We start from the raw sequence: 18,909 nt of genomic DNA on the forward strand, positions 1-18,909 counted from the left end.
CTTCTGCGGCCTTCTTGTGAGGTGCTCGCGATCGCGGCTCAGTGTGCGGTGCGACCCCGTGGGCGCCGCACCACCAGTCGCGTGACCTGGAGCGACATCTCGTTCACGCCGTCCTGCGGCGGCGGGTGGTAACGCCCCGCACACACGGAGAGGTTGACGATGAGATAGGCGTGCCACCGGCTTCCCACCCCTCGCCCGTCCGAGAAGGCCCGGATCCCGTCGACCCACCAGACGACGGACCGCGCGCCGAACTCGACCCGCAGATCGAGCCACGCTCCCGGGGAGATCGCCTCGTGCCGGTAGTAGTGGCCCGTGTCCCGGATGTGGTTGCTGAGTTCCAGCAGATCCGGGTTGTCCGGGTGGTACTCGAAGATGTCGATCTCCTGATCGCCGTCCCGCCAGGTCCAGATGGCCGGCCAGGCCCCGATCTCCCGGGGAAGGCGTACGCGGGCCTCCAGCACGTCGCCCGCGCGGACGAGGAACCCTTCCTGGCTCTCCTCCGTGGTGAGCAGCCCCGCGTTCCATCGGCCGTCGGGTCTACGCCTCGCAAGGAACCTTCCCTGGCGGGAGTACGCCGGATCGGACACGAGGTGATCCAGCTTGTTGTCGGCGGGGTTGGTGGGACCGCCGCCGGGATACGCCCACGAGCGGCCGGCCACCCACTGCCGGGTCGACGCGAAGTCGGCCGTGAAGACCACGTCCGTCGCACGGGGGCTGTCGGGCGGGCGTGACGTGCTGTCCTGCGGGGGCTCACGCATGACGGGGTCATGTCCGCAACAGCCCACCGCCATACCCGAATCCACCTGACCGGCGGCTCAAACACCACGTCCGGGTGTACTCCGGAGGACGTCGCCGCTACACCAGCTCGAACCTGATCGGCGCCACGGAAGGCAGGGAGATGGTGTCGCCCTCGGCGAGCCCTTCGGGGTCCTCGAGATCGACGGGCAGCACGATCAACATGGTGTGAGGGCGCGGCAGCCACCCCACGTCCTGCGGCGGATCGCAATACCCGATGTCGATCACCCGTACCAACTGCTCGGGGATACCCACACCGCAGCTGTCGCCCGCAGACAGCGTCCAGGGGGCGGGATCGGTCTGGAAGAGGCTGGTCCGCGACTCGAAGGAGCCTTGCCTGCGAGGAATGGCGCACCGACCGTTCCACTGGGATGCGGAGGCAGGGTCGATCTGCTCCCAGGGCCAGACGATCGACACGTCCCACTCCGAGACGTTCACCACCTGCGTGGGCGCGAAGGCGCAGCTGACCCGCAGGATGTCGCCTACCTCGACCGTCTCGTCACTCATGATCGTCTCTGTCGCATCAGCCGACTGCGCCCGGCAGGTGCGCCCGGTGTGACTCGGCGCCCGCTCACCGACCTTCGCCGCGACCGGGGTTGAGGTGGTTGACGTTCAGCGCTCGCAGGCCGATCCCGGGAGCGCAGAGGGAGAGGGGATGGCGGAGCATGTTGGTGACTTCGTTGAAGCGCCGCGCGACACTCACGTCGACAACGGAGGCCGCGAGGATCTGACCGTTGTACCAGTTGGAGAGCCGCCAGCCAGGTGGATACGGCCCATGGACATGGGGGAGAGCCAGATCCGCGGAGGTGGAGACGGACCATGCCGCGTCCACGACGACCTTTTGGAGGTCGAAGAAGCCCGCGGCAGGACGGCTCGTGTCCGGATCCGAACGCAGGTAAAGGGACAGGCATGCCGCGTGGAGTGCCGCTGACGACATTCCCTGGCCGTAGATCGGATTGAAGGTGGCCACCGCGTCACCGACGGCGACCACGCCCGCCGGAAAGCGGCGTACTCGATGGTAGTCGCGGCGAAGACTGTATCCATGCCTGTACGTCTGGATACGGCCGAGCATCTCGCTCCTTGTCACTCGCCCGAACTCCGGCGGGAATTTCGTACGGAGTCGACGTGCGAAGTCCTCGGGATTCTGTCCAGGCCGGTGATCCCCGTAACCGCCGATCGTGACGATCCAGCGTGCGTCCTCAATGGCGCTGAAGGCGGCGCCGGCGATGTCCGGAGAGCGGTCCTGGGTGAGGACGTCGACCACGGGGCTGGCGTCGGGCTCCTTGTCCTCGCGGCGGAAGAAGGCGGTGGCGTAGTTGAGATCGATGGTCATCCGCCTCGCGGCAGGGCGGTCCCAGCCGTCCTCGCCGAGCCAGGTCCCGAGCCGGCTCGAACGCCCCATCGCGTCCACGAAGAAATCTGCGCGTATCACGCTGTCCAGACCGGCGAGCGGCGCTTCGACGGGCGCGTACCGCACGCCGCTCACCCTGCCCGCATCGACACCGATGCCCATGACGCGACCGGAGATCGTGGTGACGTTGGGCAGCTCCAAGGTGCGCCGCCGCACCAGACTCTCGATCAGCGGCCGGCTTCCCGTCAACTGGTCGATCTCATCGGGGACCGCGACCTTCCGCTCACCGTTTACGTAACGCCTCGTTCCTCCGGGAATCATCAGCATTCCTGCCGCCAGCGCCTGCTCGGAGAATCCGGGAAACCAGCGGTCGAACTGTCTCCGTGCGGCGGGCAGCAGGACATGCAACTGGGCTCCGTGGGGGACACCCGGGCGCAAACCGGCACCGGTCTCCGCCATATCCCTTTCGATGACCACGACTTGCTCGGCGTGGTCGGCGAGCACCCGAGCTGCCATCAGGCCCGCGATGCTGCCTCCGCCCACCACGGCACGAGTGAACAGAGGAGCAGCATCAGGAGGTGGGCCTACCGTGCCCAGCTCGGCGAATCTACTGGCCCTGTGACGGAAAAGGCGAGGCACGCGGGCCTCCTTCGCCTAGGTGTGTAGATGTACACACCATATACGGGCGGGCCACTTACCGACCTCGGTATGAGAATTCCGCATACCCTCTGTGCGCAGAGGTGATTCCGGGGCGTGCGATGCGAGATTCTACTTGCCCGAATACCGAGCCGGGACGGATCAGCGCTGCGGAGGCGTCACACCGTCGAACCAGTTCGTCGCGGCCATCGCGGAAGCACCCTCTCGGTCGCCCACGACGGTCAGGGTGTCGAGGGTGGCGAGCTCTTCCGGGGTCAGCGCCAGCTCGGCAGACGCGGCGTTCTCCTCCATGAACGCGACGCGACGGGTGCCCGGAATGGGCGTCACATCCGGGCCCTTGGCCAGCAGCCACGCCAGGGCCACCTGACCGGGAGTCGCCCGGTGCCGCTCAGCGATCCCCCGGACAGCGGTGACCGTACGCATGTTGCGCTCGAAATTCTCTTCCGAGTACCACGGCATGCCGCGCCGGTGGTCGTTCTCGGCGAGATCGTCGCGGGAGGTGATGGTCCCGGTCAGCGCGCCCCGGCCCAGGGGGCTGTAGGGGACGACGCTGATGTTGAGTTCCTGGCAGACCGGAAGGATCTCGGACTCGATGCCCCGTGCCCACAGCGACCATTCGGTCTGGAGCGCGGTGATCGGGTGGACGGCCGCGGCGCGGCGCAGCGTGTCGGGCGCGGCCTGTGCGTGCCGCGCGCAGGATGGCCGCCCGGGTGGCCGCGATCTGTGGGGGAGTCCTGCTGAACCGCATGCTGCTCGGTCACACCGCCCTCAGTGGTCCGGAGGTCGAGCGGCTGATCCCCTATCTGCACTCCGCCCTCGACGCGGTGGCGAAGGAACCCGAACCGGCGGGCGAGGAGACAGCCGACCGGGCTGAGTAGACAGGTCGGAGCAGTCCCGCGGCCGCCCGCTGTCGGCCGCGTAACCGCACGTGACAAACCCGGCGACGCCGAGGGCCGTCCCCGCGATACTTGTCGCCCATGGATGAGGTCGAAGTCGTCGTCGCCCATTCCGAGCGCGCGACCCTGCGGGTCGGCGACGTGTTCCTGAAGGTGGACGCCGATCAGGCGCGCATCGACGTCGAGGTCGAGGCGATGGCCCAGGCGCCGGTTCCGACCCCGCAGGTCCTGTGGCGCAAGCCGCCCGTGCTCGCGCTCGCCGCGCTCCCGGGGACGGCGCTCGGTTCCCTCGGCGAGCCGTCCAGCGCGTCGTCGGCGGCGTGGGCCGCGACCGGTGCCGCCATCCGGACGTTGCACGACGCGCCCTTGCCGGCCCGACACGGCCGGGCCGGCCGCAGCATCGACGAGTTGGCGGCGGAGCTCGACGGCGAGTGCGAGTGGCTCGTGACGAACGGCGTCCTGCCCGCCGATCTGGTCGCCCGCAACCGCCAGGTCGCCGAGGCCGCGTTCCGGCGGTGGACTCCGGTGTTCACGCACGGCGACCTGCAGATCACCCATGTGTTCGTCGACGACGACAAGGTCACAGGCATCATCGACTGGTCCGAGGCCGGCCAGGGCGATGCCTCGTTCGATCTCGCCATCCTGACGCTCGGCCACGAGGAGCGCCTCGGCGACGTCATCGCCGGCTACGGCACCGACGTCGACCTCGACGTGATCCGCGCCTGGTGGTCGATGCGCAGCCTGCTCGTGGTGCGCTGGCTGCTCGACCATGGCTTCGACCCGTTCGCGCCGGGTTGCGAGGTCGACGTGCTGAGGTCCCGGCTGTGAGGCTGGGTGGGCGCACCGCAGTACCGGTCCGATGTGTGATGTCGGCAATCCCCTCGTCTCAGCGGAACTCGTGGACCACCTGGATCTCACCGACGATGTGGGCGTTGAACTCCTCCAGCTCCTCGGCCGGGACCCAGAGTTCGAGGATCGTCCGTCCGCCCACCTGCTGGACGGGATACCGGCTCAGGAACTCCGACTCGACCTCGAAGCGAGTGACGAAACCGGCGCCATCGTGCCTCACGTTCCAATCCCGCGCGATCCGGATCGCGTAGTCCTCATTGAGGACCGGGTAGAAGATCGGCTGCTCGGGCAGCCGAGGCGGCCACGCACGCCAGTTCAGCTGCCGAACCAGATCCAGTTCCTTGGGACCGGTGGGGCGCCAAAGGGTTGTCGTCGCTCGACGGCTGGTCATGTGCGTCGCTCTCTGAACGTAGGTCACTGGTACGGCGAGTCGGGAGACCGGACGCTACCGGCACCGCGAACTCGGCAGCTACACGGTTTTTCCGCACCCGGCCCGGCTTTGGCGACCTCGCCGGGTGCACATCCAAGGCTGACGGGTTGCATCGCGGGGCAACGGCAGGTGGCACGCTCTACGGCGTGCTGATCGAGGGATACGACGGCGGCCCGCTGGTCGCCGGAGAGCCACTGGCAGACCGTCCAGGCTTCTGGCCGAACCATTTGTGGGGCCCGTGTTGTCGTGACGCGGGTGGCGAACCGGAGTGGTTCGGCGATGACGGAGCTGATGTCGACGCCATGTCCGACCTGCTCACGGACCCGGAGCGGTGGCCGGTGTTCCGGGTGCCGGTCGAGGGCGGGTACGAGGCCGTGGTGGTCTACCGCAATCTTGTCGGCGACTACGGCGTCGACCACATGTTCACGCATCCGACCTGGAGCAGTGCCCGGCAGATCGCCAGCTGGGACGGCGACTTGCACGGGGACGCACTGACGTGGCGTGAGCTCGTCCACATCGTCGACAGTCCGAGCTCGACAGCCGAAGGGGTCGAGGACGCAGCTGCCCGTCTCCTGCTGCTGCTTCCCTTGCTCATCGATCATGCCCTGCCGGACGAGGCAGTTGCGACGCTCACCGCTGCTCTGATCGCGGTAGGAGCCCCTCGGGATGCCGCCCCGGCCACTGCACAGCACCTCCTGGAGCACTCAGCCGGGATGGCATGGCATGACCCCACGTGGGGCTCGCCCCTCAGTGGTGGCTCAGGCTCTCCCGGCCCCACTGCCGGCGGAGTCCTGGCACGCCTGGGTATCGCCTGAGAACGGGACAACGCGTAGACCAGCTGCAGGCCGCCATGCGCGTCGCCGGCCGGCATCTTCATGATGAGCAGGTGGACGGCCCGGTGCGCGCGCCCTGCGGGTGACCGCGGTCACGTCGAAGACCGTGCTGTCACAGAACGGCGGGCTGTCCTGTCGAGAGGGGGAAGTGCAATATTCATCGAACATCGAACAAGGAACCCTCGTGACTGTGAACTCCGCTGATCACCACTTCTCCGGGCACGTAGCCATCGTCACCGGCGCAGGCTCCGGCATCGGGCGGGCCACGGCCATCGCGTTCGCCCAGGCAGGCGCGCATGTGCTCGGCGTGGGCCGCCGCGAGGCGCCGTTGCGCGAGACGGCCTCGGCCCACCCCGAGATCGACGTCCTGGCGATCGACATCTGCGACGACGGCGCGCCCGCCGAGGTGGTCCGTCGCGCGGTGAAGCGATGGGGACGTCTCGACTACCTCATCAACAACGCCGGCGCGACCGCGGTCATGCCGCTGGCCGAGACCGAGAAGCAGGTGATCGTCGACCTCCTCGCCCTCAACGTCGTCGCCCCGAGCCTGCTGGCCCACGAGGCGCTGCCTCACCTGCGCGAGACCTCGGGGACGATCGTCAACGTCTCCAGCACCTACGGCCACCGCCCCATGGCGGGCGGTGCCCACTACGCGGCCACCAAGGCGGCCATCGAGCAGATGACCCGGAGCTGGGCGCTGGAGCTCGCCGGTGAAGGGGTACGAGTCAACTCCGTGGCCCCGGGTCCCACCCGCACCGACGTCATGGTGCACGCCGGCCTCACCCCGGAGGCGGCCAACGACATGTACGCCTACGAGCGTGACCGGATCCCCACGCACCACATCGCGAGCGCGGACGAGATGGCCCACTGGATCCTGAGGCTGGCAGAGCCCGCGGGCCGCCACGCCACCGGCCAGGTGATCACCGTCGACGGCGGCCTGGAACTCATCTGACAGCTCGGGCCGCGACCCGGACGAATCGCGGGCGGCCGCAGCATCATCGGGCCGCCCGCGGCGCCGGCGATCCTCGCCGCCCCCTGAGGGAGCAATGAACGAAACCACGACTGCGAACCAGCGCTGGAGCACCTTCGACAGCCTCCACCGCGATGTTTCGTCGCGCATCGACCGGCAGGTGCAGGACGAACTGGGGATCAGCATGCGCGAGTACCGCGCTCTGACCGCGCTGAAGGAGCACGATCCCTCATCCGGCCCCCAGGTACGGACCGTGTCCGCGGCGACAGGTCTGAGCGCATCCGCCACGAGTCGGCTCCTCGGCCGACTGCACCGGCGCGGTCTCATCACCCTCCACACGAGCAGCACGGACCGCCGCATCCTCGGTGTCGCCCTGACCTCACAGGCTGACGGACTGATGGGCAAGGGCAGTTCTGTCGTGGAGACAGTCACGGCCGCGGCCCTCGCCGCGCTGAACCCCGCCGAGATCAACCCGCTTCTGCTCCTCTTCCTGCAGCCGTCCCGACGGCCGTGACGGCCGACCCTGTCCGACACAGGGTGTGGCTACCGGCATCTGCGATGTCACACACCTTTGATAGCTTGTTCTATGTACGACGAACATAGAACGTAGAACACGAGACTGCGCACAACGCCTGCACTAGCAGCCAATTCCCCGCCGCTCGCACGAAGGAACCCTCGAACCATGAGCACAACAGCACACATCGGGGTCACCGGCCTCGGTGTCATGGGCCGCAACCTTGCCCGCAATTTCGCCCGTCACGGTTACGCCGTTGCCGTACACAACCGCACCGTGTCACGCACCCGCGCACTCCTCGAAGGATTCGGCCAGGAAGGCTCCTTCGTGGCGACAGAGACCGCCGAGGAACTCGTCGCGGCACTGGAGCGGCCCCGACGCCTGATGATCATGGTGCAGGCGGGCCCGGCCACCGACGCGGTGATCGACGAGTTCGCCCCGCTCCTGGAACCCGGCGACATCATCATCGACGGTGGCAACGCCCACTTCGCGGACACCCGCCGCCGCGAGGCCGCGCTCCGGGACCTGGGCATCCACTTCGTCGGCACCGGCATATCCGGCGGTGAGGAAGGCGCCCTGAACGGACCTTCCATCATGGTCGGCGGGTCGGCCGAGGCCTATGCCGTCCTCGGTCCGATGCTGGAGGACATCAGCGCCAAGGTGGACGGTGAGCCCTGCTGCGCCCACGTCGGCAGCGACGGCGCCGGTCACTTCGTCAAGATGGTGCACAACGGCATCGAGTACGCCGACATGCAACTCCTCGCCGAGGCCTACGACCTGCTCCGCCAGATCGCCGGGTACACCCCAGCCGAGATCGCGGAGGTCTTCCGTACGTTCAACCGAGGGCGCCTCAACTCGTACCTGCTGGACATCACCGCCGAGGTACTCGCCCACACCGACGTCCACACCGGTTCGCCCTTCGTCGACATCGTCGCCGACGCCGCGGGCCAGAAGGGGACCGGGCGCTGGACCGTGCAGGCCGCGCTCGATCTCTCGTCGCCGAGCACGACGATCGCCCAGGCCGCCTTCGCCCGCTCCGCGTCGGGCCGCAGCCATCTGCGTTCCGCCTACCGGGGACTGCCAGGCGGCACCCCCGTTCCGCTCAGCCGCACAGAAGCCGAACGCTTCGCCGCGCAGGTCGAGCACGCGCTGTACGCGTCGAAGGTCATCGCCTACGACCAGGGCTGGACGATGATCCAGGACGCGGCGGCCGCGTACGGCTGGAAGATCGACCTCGCCGCCGTCGCACGCATCTGGCGCGCCGGCTGCATCATCCGCGCCGCCTTCCTCGACCGCATCCGCGCCGCCTACTCGGCCAACCCGCACATGACGAGCCTCCTCGCCGAGCGGAACTTCGCCGAGGAGATCACCGACGCCCAGGTGCCGTGGCGGGAAACCGTCGTCTCCGCCACACGGCGCGGCATCCCCGTACCCGCCCTCACCGCAGCCCTGTCCTCGTACGACACCCTGCGCGCCGAACGCCTGCCGACCGCCCTCGTGCAGGGACAGCGCGACTACTTCGGCGCCCACACCTACCACCGCACCGACCTGCCTGGACGCTTCCACACCCACTGGGCGCAGCCCGAACGCTCCGAATCACAGCTGTGACGGCGCCGGTCCCACACGGTGGCATGCACCCCGGCCCGATCCGCCGGCGCCCGACGAGAGTCGTACATGTCCGGTTGAGGGGCTCATCCGGCGGCCTCGTCGGACCACGTTCGATTGGCGCCGAACGAGCGCTAGACTTGCCACTATGCCTGATCACTCGCTTCCCACCGACCGTGAGATCGAGCTGCCACGGTTGCTGGGGGCGCTCAGTGATCCGACGCGGCTGGGGATCGTCCGTCTGCTGTCCGACGGTCACGAACGCGGGTGGGGCCAACTGTGCGCTCCGGTCGCCAAGTCCACCATGAGCCATCACCTCAAGGTGCTGCGTGAGGCGGGGGTGACCCGGACCCGCCAGGAAGGCACGCGATGCTATGTGACGCTGCGCCGGGATGTACTGGACGCCCGGTTCCCGGGGTTGCTGTCGGCGTTGCTGTCCGCGACCGTCGCCGACAACGTCGGAGAGCACGTCACCGAACGCGACCAGGTGGCCTGACCCACCAGGGCCGGGGGGTGGCCCCCCGGCCCGATCCCTCAGCGGAACAGCCGGCCGAATCGGCGGACCTCCTCGGCGAATATCGCAGGCTGCTCGAACGCCGCGAAGTGTCCTCCCTTGCTCGCCTTGTTCCAGTACACGAGGCGGGAGTACGCCTTTTCCGCCCATGCGCGAGGAGGGGTGTAAAACTCCTTGGGGAACAAAGTCACGCCCATGGGGATGTCTATTTTCACCGCGTTCATGGTGATGTCTGAATTCTCCCAGTAGAAGCGCGCGGCCGACTCTGCCGAATTGGTCAGCCAGTAGAGGGTGATGTCGTCCAGCATCTCATCCATGGTCAGGATGGACTCCGGGTTCCTGCCGCTGTCCGTCCACACGCCGAACTTCTCGTAGATCCACGCGGCCTGGCCGACGGGGGAGTCGGCCAAGGAGTAGGAGACGGTTTGCGGCCGGGTCATCATCTCCAGCTGATAGCCGATCTCGTTCCGCTGCTGCGCGCCGAGCTGCTCCATCGCGACCTTTTCCTCCGGCGTGAGGTGGGCCATGTCGAGGTCGGGCGGTACGATCTGCGGGAAATTCACGTGGATGCCCAGCAGGCCTTGAGGCCGGAGCACCCCCAGTTGCACATTGACCGCTGCGCCCCAGTCGCCGCCCTGCGAGAGGTAGTGGTCGTAGCCCAGGCGGGGCATGATCTCGGACCAGGCCCGCGCCGTTCTGACGCGGCCCCACCCCAGTTCATCGGGCTGGTCGGAGAATCCGAAGCCCGGCAGTGAGGGGACGACCACGTGAAAGGCGTCCCTCGCGGATCCGCCGTACTGCGTCGGGTGCGTCAGGCGGCGTATCACCTTTCGGAACTCGAGCACCGAGCCGGGCCAGCCGTGCGTCAACATGATCGGCATGGCATTCGGGTGGGGCGACCTCGCATGCAGCAGGTGAATGCTGACGCCGTCGATCTCGGTTCGGTATTGGCCGAAGGAATTGAGGAGCGTTTCGACACGACGCCAGTCGTAGTGACGCTGCCAGTACTCCACGAGGCGTCGCACCCGCCAGAGCGGCGCACCCTGTGACCAGTCGTCCACCAGCTCCTCCGCCGGCCACCTCGTCATCTCCAGCCGCTGCCGCAGATCCCGCAGCATGCTCTCGGGGACATGGAGCCTCATCGGCACGACGCCGGAGGCAGAGGAGGGCAGGCGCAGGGTGGCGGACTTGGGGGCGGCTCGGGTGATTGCGAGAGCGTCGCCTGACGTCACGGACGACAGCGCAGTCCCTGCCGCGAGGGCGCCCATGGCTTGCAGTGCGCGTCGGCGGTGAAGGCGGGGTGTTTCACTCGTCATGATCTTCTGGTCCCCTCATGCTGGGCGGGCGAAGGTTCGCCGCAGCCCGGTTCCGTGGTGGTGGGGCCCGCATGGCCCAACGTTCGATGTTCGTAAAACATCGAATCATTTGCCACGGTAACACCGTGTGGAAAGCGGCGGAACGAGCGCCGGTATGTGCCGTGCCACAAGACACGGATGCGCGTGTCGGCTGTCACAACGAACGGCGCCGGCTTGTCTCGTGTAGGAGTGGGCTGCCGGCCGACAGCCCACTCAGCTCTTGATCAGGCGAGGCCGCGTCAGGAAAGGAAACCAGCGATGTCGTATCCCTACCCGGAACAGCGGTACTGGGGAGAGGACGGCGAAGTCAGCGCCGTCTTCCGCCCAGCCAGCACCCCGCCGGACATCGGCGAGAGCGGTACCGGGAAGAACGCCACCCACTATCTGGCCACCACCGAGATCACCAGGGGTGAGTTCGGGCTGTACCGCGTGGAGATGAAGCCGAGGGCCGGCGGTCCGAAGACGCACTTCCACAAGCGGATCTCGGAGTCGTTCTACATCCTGGACGGCACAGTGCGTGTGTTTGACGGCGTGCAGTGGGTGGATGCCCGCAAGGGCGACTTCCTGCACGTGCCGCAGGGCGGGCTGCACGCCTTCCGGAACGACTCCGACGCCCCGGCGGACATGCTGCTGCTGTTCACCCCGGGCGCGCCGCGTGAGGAGTACTTCGAGCAGGTGGGACAGCTGGCGAACGCCTCGGAGGAGGAACGAGCCGCGTTCTTCGACAAGCACGACTCGTACTTCGTGGAGTAGTCGCCCGCACGACGCGAGCCCCGCGACCAAGGCATCCGGTGTCGTCGGAACGGCCTGGGCGCCGGGGCTTCGTGCCGCGGCGGCGAGCTGAGGCGCCGCCGCGCAGAAGAGGACGAGGTCAGCGGTTGGTGGAGGCGAGTTGCTGCGGCGTGTAGCGGGCACCGTGCACGGTGTCGGGCCGAACAGTCGCGTCCAGGGAGGCGAGATCCTCCGGCGTCAGCACCAGGTCGGCCGCGGCCGCGTTCTCGGCGAGGTAGGTGCGACGTCTGGTGCCCGGGATGGGCACCGCCTGCTGCGCTGCCACCCAGGCGAGCGCCACCTGCGCCGGGGTGGCGCCACGGCGTTCTGCCACGGCCCGGACGTGCTCGACGAGTTCCAGGTTGGCGGCGATGTTCTCCGGTGAGAACCGGGGGAGTCCGCGGCGGGAGTCGCCTGGTTCCAGATCGTCCACGCTGCGAATCGCACCCGAGAGGAACCCCCGTCCGATGGGGGAGTAGGCCACCAGGCCGATACCCAGTTCGTCCAGGGTCTGCTTGATTCCGGACTCCAGCAGATCCCGGCTGAACAGCGACATCTCCGACTGCACGGCGGTGAGCGGGTGCACGGCGTGCGCCCGGCGAACGGTGTCCGCGGACACCTCGCACAGGCCGATGTGGCGGACCTTGCCCGCCTTGACCATCTCCGCCATGCCGCCGATCGTCTCTTCCACCGGGGTGTCCGGGTCGAGGCGGTGCATGTAGTAGAGGTCGATGCGGTCGGTGCCGAGGTGGCGCAGGGAACGATCGACGGCGCGGCGGATGTGTTCCGGGCGGCCGTCCAACGGGCCGGGCTGACCGTCGTCCGTGAAGTCGAGACCGAACTTGGTCGCCAGCAGGATCTCGTCACGCCGGTGCCCCAGGGCCCGGCCCAGCAGCCGCTCGTTCTCGAAGGGGCCGTAGGACTCGGCTGTGTCGAACAGGGTGATGCCGAGGTCCGCGGCATGGTTGAGCGTGGCTATGGATTCCTTCTCGTCGTCACTCGCGCCGTACGCCCCGCTCATGCCCATCGCGCCGAAGCCCTGCGCCGACACGGTCAGCCCCTGACTGCCCAGTCGAACCGTTCTCATCTGCTGACTTCCCATCCCACTCGGCCACGCGCTCGGGCGGCGCATGCCCGCGAGAGGCTGCTGACCCGACGCACTGGACTGCACACACAATGTGTGTTGTACCTGAGTCCCAACATAACACCGTGTGTCCACCCACCCGGAGGCGGGACGGGACGGGCGGGACGCAGGTCGCGGCCGCCCCGAACGACCGCCGCCGCCCGGCGAGTACGTAGCGTTCCCGCAGCGGCACAGCATGAAGCGGCGGGACGGACTGCATCCGCCGAACCGGCCGGCACGGAAGGGGCAAAGAGGGCCGTCAGTACCCCGGCCCTTCGCCGTCCTCGGCACCCACTGTGTCGCACCACCGCCGAGGGCGGCGCAACCCCTCCGGATCGCGCATCTCCCGGGCAGTACGTCTCGTTTCCCTCGGCCGGCGAACGCGTCCGCGAGGCCCGCGGCCAGGTCTTCGCGCTCTGTAGGGTGCGGAAATGACGAGAAGCGAGCGGCTCGCGGAGCAGTTGGACCGGCACTGGCGCAAGAACCTGCGGCCCCGGCTGGACGGTCTCACCGATGACGAGTACCTCTGGGAGCCGGTGCGCGACTGCTGGAGCATCCGCCCACACGGCACGTCGGCCGCACCGATGTCGATGGGCTCGGGGGAGTGGACGATGGACTTCGCGTCCCCCGACCCGGTGCCGGCGCCGGTGACCACGATTGCCTGGCGGCTGGCGCACATCATCGTCTCGTGCCTCGGCTATCGCGTCGGATGGCACTTCGGCGGCCACGACGTCGACTCCCAGACATTCGCCTACGCGGGGACCGCTGACGAGGCCCTGAAACAGCTCGATGAGATGTACGGGAGATGGGACGCGGGGGTCCGCGAACTCTCGGACGACGACCTGGAGAATCCGCCTGCGGTGGGTCCCGAGCGGATCCCCATGGAGGTCATCGTCCAGCACGTCAACAGGGAGCTGATCCACCACGGCGCCGAGATCTCACTGCTGCGCGACCTCTATCGCCGGCAGGACGGAGCGGTACCGCGCCGAGTCCGACTTTTCGGCAGTCGGCGATCGAGCTGCTGACTTGCAGGCCGGCCAGTGCGCCGGGCGCACATGGTGGGGGCTGGAGGGTCCGGGTGGAGCGCTGCGGCCGGCTGCTCGATGAGAGGTAAATTTATCCCTGTGCCCCATATCTTCGATCTCTGAGCCATCCGGGGGCGACGGTCCATGACTAAGACAACGTCCAGTGCCGGTCATGTGACGCTCAGCAGGAGGATGCACACCTCTGACGTTTCCGACACGGCCTTCGCCCTGATCGACGAGCAGGGGACCGTGATGGCGTGGACGCAGGCCGCCGAGGCCCTGGTCGGTCGCTCCGCCCGGGAGGTGGTCGGCCGGTCCGCCGAATTCGTCCTGCCGTGCTTCAGCACAGGGCAGACGATGACGTCCTACGTCGAGCAGTGCCGTGGCCGGAACGGCTGGTCGGGCGCGCCGAGCATGCGCCATAGAGACGGCCGCTCGCTCACGGTCGGCCTGCGCGTCTCGCTCGTGCGGGGGCACGACCGAACAGTGTGCTGGCTCGTGTCCGCGACCGACATCGCCGTACCGTCCGCGGACGCGGTGAACGTCTTGGTGCAGGGGGCGATCCTCGACCGCGCGCCGATCGGCGTCGTCGTGCGTGACCTGCGACTGCGCTGCACCTGGGTGAACGACACGATGGAGAGCCACGACGGCATCTCCCGGGTCCAGCGGCTCGGGCGTCGGGTCACCGACGCGTGGACGGGTGTCGAGGCCGAGACGCTCGAGGCCGTGATGCGGCAGGTGCTCCAGAGCGGCAGCATCAGGGTGCACGAATACCGGACGTGGCTGCCGACGAGGCAGGGCGACGAGCGCCCGTGCGCGGTGTCGATCTCCTGTCTCCAGGGCGCCGACGGCAAAGCGCTGGGCGTATGCATGATCAGCGCCGACCTCACCGAGAGCCGGCTGGAGCGCGAGCGTCTGACCATTCTCGGACAGGCGGGCATGCGCCTGGGCAGCACCCTGGATGTGATGCAGACCGGGCAGGAGCTGGCTGATCTCGCCGTGCCGCAGTTCGCCGACTACGTCTCCGTGGACGTGGAGCAGTCGGTCCAGTTCGGCGAGGGCCCCCCGGTGCGCATCGGGTCGGTCGGCGAGCGCCTTCCCGTTCTCCTGCGGGCCGGCGTGGCCTCGATCCATCCGGGGATACCCGAGTCCCCGTGGAAGCGCGGTGAGCGGATACTCCTTCCGCACACCTCTCCCGTCGCCGAGGTCCTGCGCAGCGGCAAGTCCCGCCTGGAACCGAAGGTCGACACCGTCCCAGGCGGGTGGATCGACCAGTCGCCCGCACTGGCGCAGCGGATCCGCGAGAACGGCATACATTCCGTGATGGTGGTCCCCATCCAGGCGCGGCGCGTCCTGCTGGGCATGGCGGTGTTCATCCGCACCGAGAATCCGCGGCCCTTCCAAGAGGCCGACCTGCTGCTGGCCGAGGAACTCGTCAGCCGCGCCGCGGGGTCGCTGGACCAGGCCCGCCAGTACTGCCGTGAACAGACGGCTGCCCTCGCACTGCAGCGCAGTCTGCTCCCGCACCGTCTGCGGGGTGGCGCGGCGGTCGATGCGGTTTCGCGCTACCTGCCGTCCGAGATCGACAGGGGCGTCGGGGGCGACTGGTTCGACGTGATCCCGCTGTCCGGCGCCCGGGTGGCCCTCGTGGTCGGCGACGTGGTCGGACATGGCATCAACGCGGCCGCGGCCATGGGAAGGCTCCGTACCGCCGTCCACACCCTCGCGGACATGGAGCTGCCCCCCGACGAACTCCTGGCCCGCCTCGACGACACGGTGCAGCGACTGGCCGAAGCGGACGCCGACGCGCCGGACGAGTACACACCGGTCATGGGTGCCACCTGTCTGTATGCCGTCTACGACCCGGCCACATGCCGATGCACCATGGCGGCCGCCGGTCACCCCCCGCCCGCGATCATCGACCCGCGAGGCAAGGTGTCCTTCCCCGACCTTCCCACCGGGGTTCCGCTCGGCATCGGCGCGGGAGCCCTCTTCGAGTCGACGGAGCTGGAACTCCCCGAGGGCACCCTCGTCGCCCTCTACACCGACGGCATGATCGAGACCCGCGACCGCGACATCGAGCACGGCATGCGCAGCCTGGGCACCGCCCTCGCCTCGACGGACCTGTCCCTGGAAGAGCTCTGCACCCGCGCGACGGCGCTCGTCCAGGACCAGGAGGCGTCCGACGACGCCAGCCTGCTCCTGGTCCGCACCCGCTCCTTGAGCCCGGCCCAGGTCGCGACCTGGAACCTGCCCCGTGACGACACCGCCGTCCACCGTGCCCAGGAACTCACCGCCGGCCAACTGTCCGCATGGGGCCTGGACGGCTCCAAGAGCGCCATCGAACTGATCGTCGGCGAACTGGTCACGAACGCCGACCGCCAAGGCGACGGCGCGATCCGCCTTCGACTGATCCACCATCAGTTCCTGACCGTCGAAGTCACCGACGCCGAGGCCGACTCCCCGCCTCGACTCGACGCCCGCACCACCGACGGTCACGGCAGCGGCCTGGCCAAGGTCGCCCGGATCTCCCGCAGATGGGGCACCCGCCCGTCGCAGGACGGCAAAGTCCTGTGGGCCGAAGCGGACCTGGCCCCCGCATCCGGCCGCTGACCGAGCCCGTCAAGGCGCGCCGACGTCACCCACGTGAGGCGACGATCCCGGCCCACCACTGGACATCAAGGTCCGCGACGGCAGTCCTCGCGCACCGCGACGAGCGACCGAGGACGACGACCGCATCGCCGCCACCAGACTCCCGCTGCCGTTCACGTACACGTACACGCCGGAGATGTCCGCGGCCGGGGCAGCCCCGTTCACGCACCGGCGCCGCCGTCGACCGGCACGATGGCGCCGGTCACGCACGAGGCGCGGTCACTGAGCAGCCACGCCGCCGCCTCGGCGATCTCGCGTGGGTGGGCCATGCGGCCGAGCGGGGTCGCCGCGCTGATGGCCTCGACCGTCCTCGGGGTCGCCGCCTCCCACTCGTCGATCATGTCCGTGGCGGTGCCGCCGGGCATGAACCCGGTTCGACCAGACCCCGCACGCTGGGCTGGCGGCACCGTTCGCAGGGCATTCGGCGTCGACCCGCACTATCGCGATGCCCGCGTCCACGCCGATGAGAATGTTGCCGCTCCAGGCGGACCCTACGAGCCACCGGATGCTCAAGCGGTGCGGATGGTCGGGATCGGTGGGGCGAGCTAAAACGTTGAGCTCGCCGGAGCGGCCCACGGTGACCTCGGTGAGGTGCGGACCGGAAGCCGGCAGGTGTCGGTCCTAGCGGCCGGCCGTCGGGTGCCACTCGCGGCGGAGGAGGCCGAAGACCCAGGAGTCGGAGACATCGCCGTTGACGACGCAGTCCTCGCGGAGGGTGCCTTCGCGGACGAAGCCGAGCTTCTCCAGTACCCGGGCGGACGCCACGTTGCGGGTGTCGGTCTCGGCCTGGACGCGGTTCAGGTCCAGGGTGTCGAACGCCCACCGCAGGACGGCGTGCGCGGTCTCCGTGGCGTAGCCGTGGCCCCACACGGCGGCGTCGAAGACGTAGCCCAGGGACGCGCTGCGGAAGTCCGGGTTCCAGCTGGTCAGGCCGCACCAACCGATGAACGCCCCATCGGAGACACGGTCGACGGCCAACCGCGCTCCCGTGCCTTCCTCCTCGATTGTCCGGCAGGTCGCGATGAAGCGCTGGGCGCGGGCCGGTTCGGTCCACGGCGGGGAGTCCCAGTAACGCAGCACGTGGGCGCTGCTGTGCAGCGCGTAGAGCGGCGCCGCGTCGGAGTCGGTGAACGGCCGCAGTCGCAGGCGGGCGGTGTGCAGCTCGGGGGTGGGCAATGTCATGCGGGCATGCTGCCGTGTCACGCTCGACCCTGACCATCCGTTTATCCGAACGGTCGCGGCGCGAACTTACCCGGTGACCCGGACGTGGCGCACCGATGCAGCTGGAGCACAAGACCTCGACGGCGTCGGCCATCGCACCCCCGATGCTCACGAAGACCTTCCACCAACCGGCCGTCGGGGAGGTGACCGTCGACTGCGACACGCTCACCCTCACGGACCGCGATCAACACCTCGTGCTGTACACCGCGCCGCCCGGGTCGTCCGGCGCCGAGGCCCTGGACCTGTTGAACGTCCTGGGAACGGAGGCCAGTCGGTACCCGCGGTAGCGGCACGGCCGACCGGTGCGGACACCTTCGCCGGCAACGCCGGCTCATCGACCCATCGGCACAGGAACTCTCGGCAGGCTTGTCGGTGGCGGCAACTAGCCTCAAGCCTCATGGGCATTCAGATCGATGTGGTGGCGGGTTACCCGGTCAACGACGAGATGGAGCGGGTGCTCGGGTTGGCCGAGGCGGTCGGCGAGCCCGTGTCCGTCACGTTCCTGTGGGAGGGGCGCGAAGAGGCGGAACGCGCGGTGCTCGTGCCCGCGGCCACGTTGGCGCTCTGGGAGCACTGGGCCCCCGACGCCTACCCGACGAATGCCGCGGGAACCGAGGACCGGGCCGCGGCGGAGGAACCGGAACTGGCCCACCCGGCGGAGTTCGGCGCGTTCACGCTCTATCGCCGTCGTGCCGGAGGGCGCACGGCGGTGGTTCGCCAGGGCGTCGTGGTGGCCGAGCTGGTGGATCCCGAGGAGGCCCAGTGGCTCGAGGAGCAGTCCCGCAAGGTGCGGCAGGGCTTCATGGATCCGCGACAGAGGGCGGCGTTCGAGGAGTTCCTCGCCCGGCAGGCGTCACTCGACGAGCAGTGACGCCCGACAGGCCGCGCTTCAGCACTCCCCGCGCCACGTGACTCCCGTGATCACGACGCCCGGGGCGACATCGCCGCTGTAGGTGCCGGGGCCGGGGTTGTAGTGGACGCAGAACTTGTCCTCCAGCCCCTGCCAGTCGTAGTGGATGTCGACATGGTCGGAACCGGGGGACGGGTAGCCGTTGTTGAAGAACGACTGGTAGTACGCCCTTCCACTCCAGTTCCCCGCGGTGCGCACCACCATGGGGCCCGTGCGTTCCGGACCCTGCCAGGCACAGAAGTAGCCCCGGGGGCAGCCCGGCGGGTCAGGCTCGGCCGAAGCGCCGGGGGCGGAGGCGACGACCGCCGCGAAGGCGGCGGAGACGGCGGCGATACTCGCGGTACGAACGCGCATGACTGATCCTCTATACCTTTTGCGATGGTCGGTGGTGGTCGTCGTGCCGTGCGGCCGGGGTGGAGACGGTCGGCCCCGGCGGGG

At 68.8% G+C, this 18,909-nt stretch carries 21 protein-coding genes and 1 pseudogene; 12 read left to right on the forward strand and 10 right to left on the reverse strand.

Translation table 11 applies throughout. The annotated features are described in order from the left end of the window. Nucleotides 1–38: 38 nt before the first annotated feature. The 4 genes from ACIP2X_RS06365 to ACIP2X_RS06380 all read right to left on the reverse strand — a co-directional run bounded on the left by ACIP2X_RS06365 (nt 39) and on the right by ACIP2X_RS06380 (nt 3,466). Nucleotides 39–758 carry a beta-glucanase gene (locus tag ACIP2X_RS06365; protein WP_401668211.1) on the reverse strand — a complete coding sequence of 240 codons (720 nt, stop codon included), beginning with the start codon at nt 756–758 and terminating at the stop codon, nt 39–41. Between the two features lie 97 nt (nt 759–855). Then, complete coding sequence (locus tag ACIP2X_RS06370) at nt 856–1,302, reverse strand: hypothetical protein (protein WP_401668214.1); 447 nt, start codon at nt 1,300–1,302, stop codon at nt 856–858. Between the two features lie 64 nt (nt 1,303–1,366). After that, the gene (locus ACIP2X_RS06375; protein ID WP_401668217.1) at nt 1,367–2,692 is read right to left on the reverse strand and encodes an FAD-dependent oxidoreductase; all 1,326 of its coding nucleotides are present in this window, start codon (nt 2,690–2,692) and stop codon (nt 1,367–1,369) included. 252 nt (nt 2,693–2,944) lie between these two features. After that, nucleotides 2,945–3,466: an aldo/keto reductase gene (locus ACIP2X_RS06380; RefSeq protein WP_401668917.1), complete on the reverse strand. Its 522-nt coding sequence runs from the start codon at nt 3,464–3,466 to the stop codon at nt 2,945–2,947. Between the two features lie 47 nt (nt 3,467–3,513). Here ACIP2X_RS06380 and ACIP2X_RS06385 point away from each other — a divergent pair, with 47 nt between their 5' ends. Together ACIP2X_RS06385 and ACIP2X_RS06390 are read left to right on the forward strand one after the other, a co-directional pair. Beyond that, on the forward strand, nt 3,514–3,681 hold the full coding sequence (locus ACIP2X_RS06385; protein ID WP_401668219.1) for a hypothetical protein: 168 nt from the start codon (nt 3,514–3,516) through the stop codon (nt 3,679–3,681). 99 nt (nt 3,682–3,780) lie between these two features. Continuing rightward, on the forward strand, nt 3,781–4,527 hold the full coding sequence (locus ACIP2X_RS06390) for an aminoglycoside phosphotransferase family protein (RefSeq protein ID WP_401668221.1): 747 nt from the start codon (nt 3,781–3,783) through the stop codon (nt 4,525–4,527). A gap of 58 nt (nt 4,528–4,585) precedes the next feature. On the opposite strand, the gene ACIP2X_RS06395 is transcribed toward ACIP2X_RS06390, so the two are convergent. Next, a complete protein-coding gene (locus ACIP2X_RS06395; RefSeq protein ID WP_401668224.1) occupies nt 4,586–4,939 on the reverse strand; it encodes a hypothetical protein in 354 nt (117 codons plus the stop codon). Nucleotides 4,940–5,124: 185 nt separating this feature from the next. Between ACIP2X_RS06395 and ACIP2X_RS06400 the strand changes: the two genes are divergently transcribed. The 5 genes from ACIP2X_RS06400 (at nt 5,125) to ACIP2X_RS06420 (ending at nt 9,396) form a co-directional block, all read left to right on the forward strand. Then, on the forward strand, nt 5,125–5,793 hold the full coding sequence (locus tag ACIP2X_RS06400; protein WP_401668226.1) for a hypothetical protein: 669 nt from the start codon (nt 5,125–5,127) through the stop codon (nt 5,791–5,793). Between the two features lie 202 nt (nt 5,794–5,995). Beyond that, on the forward strand, nt 5,996–6,763 hold the full coding sequence (locus ACIP2X_RS06405) for an SDR family NAD(P)-dependent oxidoreductase (protein ID WP_401668229.1): 768 nt from the start codon (nt 5,996–5,998) through the stop codon (nt 6,761–6,763). Nucleotides 6,764–6,857: 94 nt separating this feature from the next. Further along, nucleotides 6,858–7,295, forward strand: coding sequence for a MarR family winged helix-turn-helix transcriptional regulator (locus ACIP2X_RS06410; protein ID WP_401668231.1), 438 nt, complete (start codon nt 6,858–6,860; stop codon nt 7,293–7,295). Nucleotides 7,296–7,463: 168 nt separating this feature from the next. Then, nucleotides 7,464–8,903, forward strand: a complete 1,440-nt coding sequence (gndA, locus tag ACIP2X_RS06415; RefSeq protein WP_401668234.1) for an NADP-dependent phosphogluconate dehydrogenase — start codon at nt 7,464–7,466, stop codon at nt 8,901–8,903. Between the two features lie 145 nt (nt 8,904–9,048). Continuing rightward, nucleotides 9,049–9,396 carry an ArsR/SmtB family transcription factor gene (locus tag ACIP2X_RS06420; protein ID WP_401668236.1) on the forward strand — a complete coding sequence of 116 codons (348 nt, stop codon included), beginning with the start codon at nt 9,049–9,051 and terminating at the stop codon, nt 9,394–9,396. A 38-nt stretch (nt 9,397–9,434) separates the two neighbouring features. Here ACIP2X_RS06420 and ACIP2X_RS06425 read toward each other — a convergent pair whose 3' ends face one another. Then, the gene (locus ACIP2X_RS06425; protein WP_401668239.1) at nt 9,435–10,682 is read right to left on the reverse strand and encodes an epoxide hydrolase family protein; all 1,248 of its coding nucleotides are present in this window, start codon (nt 10,680–10,682) and stop codon (nt 9,435–9,437) included. A 345-nt stretch (nt 10,683–11,027) separates the two neighbouring features. Between ACIP2X_RS06425 and ACIP2X_RS06430 the strand changes: the two genes are divergently transcribed. Then, on the forward strand, nt 11,028–11,522 hold the full coding sequence (locus ACIP2X_RS06430; RefSeq protein WP_401668241.1) for a cupin domain-containing protein: 495 nt from the start codon (nt 11,028–11,030) through the stop codon (nt 11,520–11,522). 118 nt (nt 11,523–11,640) lie between these two features. Here ACIP2X_RS06430 and ACIP2X_RS06435 read toward each other — a convergent pair whose 3' ends face one another. Beyond that, nucleotides 11,641–12,627: an aldo/keto reductase gene (locus ACIP2X_RS06435; RefSeq protein ID WP_401668244.1), complete on the reverse strand. Its 987-nt coding sequence runs from the start codon at nt 12,625–12,627 to the stop codon at nt 11,641–11,643. A gap of 467 nt (nt 12,628–13,094) precedes the next feature. On the opposite strand from ACIP2X_RS06435, the gene ACIP2X_RS06440 reads away from it, so the two are divergent. Then, nucleotides 13,095–13,688: a DinB family protein gene (locus ACIP2X_RS06440; protein ID WP_401668246.1), complete on the forward strand. Its 594-nt coding sequence runs from the start codon at nt 13,095–13,097 to the stop codon at nt 13,686–13,688. Nucleotides 13,689–13,880: 192 nt separating this feature from the next. Next, entirely contained in the window at nt 13,881–16,301 is a 2,421-nt protein-coding gene (locus ACIP2X_RS06445; RefSeq protein WP_401668248.1) for a SpoIIE family protein phosphatase, read from the forward strand. A 200-nt stretch (nt 16,302–16,501) separates the two neighbouring features. On the opposite strand, the pseudogene ACIP2X_RS06450 reads toward ACIP2X_RS06445, so the two are convergent. Together ACIP2X_RS06450 and ACIP2X_RS06455 are read right to left on the reverse strand one after the other, a co-directional pair. Then, a pseudogene (locus ACIP2X_RS06450) lies at nt 16,502–16,711 on the reverse strand (SDR family oxidoreductase); the annotation flags it as partial. A 250-nt stretch (nt 16,712–16,961) separates the two neighbouring features. Then, on the reverse strand, nt 16,962–17,522 hold the full coding sequence (locus ACIP2X_RS06455) for a GNAT family N-acetyltransferase (RefSeq protein WP_401668251.1): 561 nt from the start codon (nt 17,520–17,522) through the stop codon (nt 16,962–16,964). A gap of 95 nt (nt 17,523–17,617) precedes the next feature. Here ACIP2X_RS06455 and ACIP2X_RS06460 point away from each other — a divergent pair, with 95 nt between their 5' ends. Next, entirely contained in the window at nt 17,618–17,848 is a 231-nt protein-coding gene (locus tag ACIP2X_RS06460) for a hypothetical protein (protein ID WP_401668253.1), read from the forward strand. A 110-nt stretch (nt 17,849–17,958) separates the two neighbouring features. Next, entirely contained in the window at nt 17,959–18,432 is a 474-nt protein-coding gene (locus ACIP2X_RS06465; RefSeq protein WP_401668255.1) for a hypothetical protein, read from the forward strand. Nucleotides 18,433–18,450: 18 nt separating this feature from the next. Here the strand turns inward: ACIP2X_RS06465 and ACIP2X_RS06470 are convergent, their stop codons facing one another. Further along, nucleotides 18,451–18,825 carry a peptidase inhibitor family I36 protein gene (locus ACIP2X_RS06470; protein WP_401668258.1) on the reverse strand — a complete coding sequence of 125 codons (375 nt, stop codon included), beginning with the start codon at nt 18,823–18,825 and terminating at the stop codon, nt 18,451–18,453. Nucleotides 18,826–18,909 lie beyond the last annotated feature (84 nt).

The organism is Streptomyces sp. NPDC089424, from assembly GCF_044749345.1.
Classification (GTDB): Bacteria; Actinomycetota; Actinomycetes; order Streptomycetales; family Streptomycetaceae; genus Streptomyces.

Coding starts and splice junctions, on each gene's coding strand:
- ACIP2X_RS06365 (WP_401668211.1), bottom strand. CDS start 758: ATGCGTGAGCCCCCGCAGGACAGCACGTCACGCCCGCCCGACAGCCCC.
- ACIP2X_RS06370 (WP_401668214.1), bottom strand. CDS start 1,302: ATGAGTGACGAGACGGTCGAGGTAGGCGACATCCTGCGGGTCAGCTGC.
- ACIP2X_RS06390 (WP_401668221.1), top strand. CDS start 3,781: ATGGATGAGGTCGAAGTCGTCGTCGCCCATTCCGAGCGCGCGACCCTG.
- ACIP2X_RS06395 (WP_401668224.1), bottom strand. CDS start 4,939: ATGACCAGCCGTCGAGCGACGACAACCCTTTGGCGCCCCACCGGTCCC.
- ACIP2X_RS06410 (WP_401668231.1), top strand. CDS start 6,858: ATGAACGAAACCACGACTGCGAACCAGCGCTGGAGCACCTTCGACAGC.
- gndA (WP_401668234.1), top strand. CDS start 7,464: ATGAGCACAACAGCACACATCGGGGTCACCGGCCTCGGTGTCATGGGC.
- ACIP2X_RS06420 (WP_401668236.1), top strand. CDS start 9,049: ATGCCTGATCACTCGCTTCCCACCGACCGTGAGATCGAGCTGCCACGG.
- ACIP2X_RS06425 (WP_401668239.1), bottom strand. CDS start 10,682: ATGGGCGCCCTCGCGGCAGGGACTGCGCTGTCGTCCGTGACGTCAGGC.
- ACIP2X_RS06430 (WP_401668241.1), top strand. CDS start 11,028: ATGTCGTATCCCTACCCGGAACAGCGGTACTGGGGAGAGGACGGCGAA.
- ACIP2X_RS06435 (WP_401668244.1), bottom strand. CDS start 12,627: ATGAGAACGGTTCGACTGGGCAGTCAGGGGCTGACCGTGTCGGCGCAG.
- ACIP2X_RS06440 (WP_401668246.1), top strand. CDS start 13,095: ATGACGAGAAGCGAGCGGCTCGCGGAGCAGTTGGACCGGCACTGGCGC.
- ACIP2X_RS06445 (WP_401668248.1), top strand. CDS start 13,881: ATGCACACCTCTGACGTTTCCGACACGGCCTTCGCCCTGATCGACGAG.
- ACIP2X_RS06455 (WP_401668251.1), bottom strand. CDS start 17,522: ATGACATTGCCCACCCCCGAGCTGCACACCGCCCGCCTGCGACTGCGG.
- ACIP2X_RS06460 (WP_401668253.1), top strand. CDS start 17,618: ATGCAGCTGGAGCACAAGACCTCGACGGCGTCGGCCATCGCACCCCCG.
- ACIP2X_RS06465 (WP_401668255.1), top strand. CDS start 17,959: ATGGGCATTCAGATCGATGTGGTGGCGGGTTACCCGGTCAACGACGAG.
- ACIP2X_RS06470 (WP_401668258.1), bottom strand. CDS start 18,825: ATGCGCGTTCGTACCGCGAGTATCGCCGCCGTCTCCGCCGCCTTCGCG.